Annotated in this window: 1 protein-coding gene and 1 pseudogene; both read right to left on the bottom strand. The window is 67.4% G+C overall.

Annotated features, from left to right (window positions below; genetic code table 11):
- Nucleotides 1–1,245, bottom strand: a 1,245-nt coding sequence (locus tag RMO04_RS05815) for a CHASE3 domain-containing protein (RefSeq protein WP_309643845.1), incomplete at its 3' end; no start/stop codon positions are given.
- A gap of 3 nt (nt 1,246–1,248) precedes the next feature.
- Nucleotides 1,249–1,832 (bottom strand): annotated as a pseudogene (locus tag RMO04_RS05810) (translational GTPase TypA); the annotation flags it as partial.

Here is a 1,832-nt window from a genome sequence, read left to right as displayed (position 1 = left end):
ACGGCCGCCCAGTTGTCTTGCGAGCGCCTCGATGGCTCGCATGCCCAAGCTCTTCTTTGATCCGGGGGTGAAGCCCTTGGGCAGGCCCAGCCCGTCGTCGGCGACACGTAAGCGATAGTCTGACCCGTCGGTTCCGAAGCTGACGTGAATGCGACAAGGCCTATCGGCCGGGCACCCATATTTCAAGGCGTTGGTCACCAGCTCGTTAAGGATCAGCGCCAGCGGCACCGCCTGTTTCAGGTCCAGCACGTGGGCTTCGACATCCGTGGTCAGTTCGACGTCTTCACGTCCCATGGAATCGACCAGGTCATGCGCCAGCGCCTTGGCGTAGTGGCCCGCGTCGAACACGCCGACCTGACCGCCCGACTTGTAGAGCTGCTCGTGAACCCGGCCCACGGCCATGATCCGATCGAGGGTCTTCTCAAGGGCCTCGCGCGCCGCGGCGTCGGTCACCGACCGCGACTGCAGGCGCACCACGCTGGCGATCTGCTGGAGCGAGTTCTTGACCCGGTGGTTCACTTCGTCGAGCAGCAGGGTCCGGTCTGCGAGCAGGGCGCGCAGCCGTTCGGCGGTGTCGGCCTCCACCTCCCGGTCCAGGCTGAGATCGCGCTGGGCCTTCACGAACATGAAGGTCAGGGCCAGGGCGAAGGCCGCCAGCAGGCCGATCAGCACCGCTCGAATGATCGCGGTCTCGCGCGCACGGCTGGCGAGCAGCCTGGCTTCCTCAGCCTCCAGCGCGGCGACGATGCGGCGAACCCCGTCCATGGCCGCTGTGCCTTCGCCCCGGCGGATGGTCCGAATGGCGGCGACCGCGTCGCCCGCCCTGCGCTGAGCCAGGGTCTCGTCGACCACCGCCAGGCGCTTGGCCATCAGCCTGCGCAACTCGCCGACCCGTTCCTGTTGTCCCGCGTTGTCGGTGATCAGGGCGTCGACCGTGGCGAGCTCGGCGTTCGCCTTCGCCCGGCCGACCTCGATCTGGCGCGCGAACATTGGATCGCCGGTCAGGATGAAGCCGCGCTGGGCGGACTCGACGTCCGTCAGCGCCTGAAGGGCGTCGGCGATCGTATTGCGCACCTCGTGGGTGTGGTCGACCCAGGCGGCGCTTCGGTCATACCAGAAGAAGGCTCCGCCCAGGCTGGCGAAGGCCAGGAACAGGGCGCTGACCGTGCCGGCCAGCAGGCGGAAAGCCCGCTCGCGCGCGGCCTGGCGATTGGAACCGGAGACTTCCGCCGGATCCCGCGCCACGGCCTACTCTTCCTTGGCGCGGCGCTTGCGGAACGAGGGGTTCAGCACCTGCTTGCGCAGGCGGATCGACTTGGGCGTCACCTCGACCAGCTCGTCTTCCTCGATATAGGCGATGGCCTGTTCGAGGGTCATGCGGCGCGGCGGGGTCAGGCGAACGGCTTCGTCCTTGCCGGACGCGCGGACGTTGGTGAGCTGCTTGGCCTTCATCGGATTGACGTCGAGATCGTCGGCGCGGGCGTTCTCGCCGATGATCATGCCCTGGTAGGTCTTCTCCCCGGCGCCGACGAACATGAAGCCCCGGTCCTCCAGGTTCCACAGCGCGAAGGCGGCGGTTTCCCCGTCGGAATTGGAGACCAGCACGCCCTTGCGGCCGGCGTCGATGGCGCCCTTGTAGGGCTCGTAGTGGCTGAACACGCGGTTCAGCACGCCCGAGCCGCGGGTGTCGGTGAGGAATTCGCCCTGATAGCCGATCAGCGAGCGCGACGGGCTCATCAGGCTGATGCGGGTCTTGCCCGCGCCCGACGGGCCCATATCCTTCAGCTCGGCCTTACGAGCCGACAGCTTTTCGATCACGATGCCGCTGTATT

This window comes from Phenylobacterium sp. (assembly GCF_031412415.1).
In the GTDB taxonomy this organism is placed as follows: domain Bacteria; phylum Pseudomonadota; class Alphaproteobacteria; order Caulobacterales; family Caulobacteraceae; genus Phenylobacterium.
This window is presented reverse-complemented; position numbering and strand designations above follow the sequence as displayed.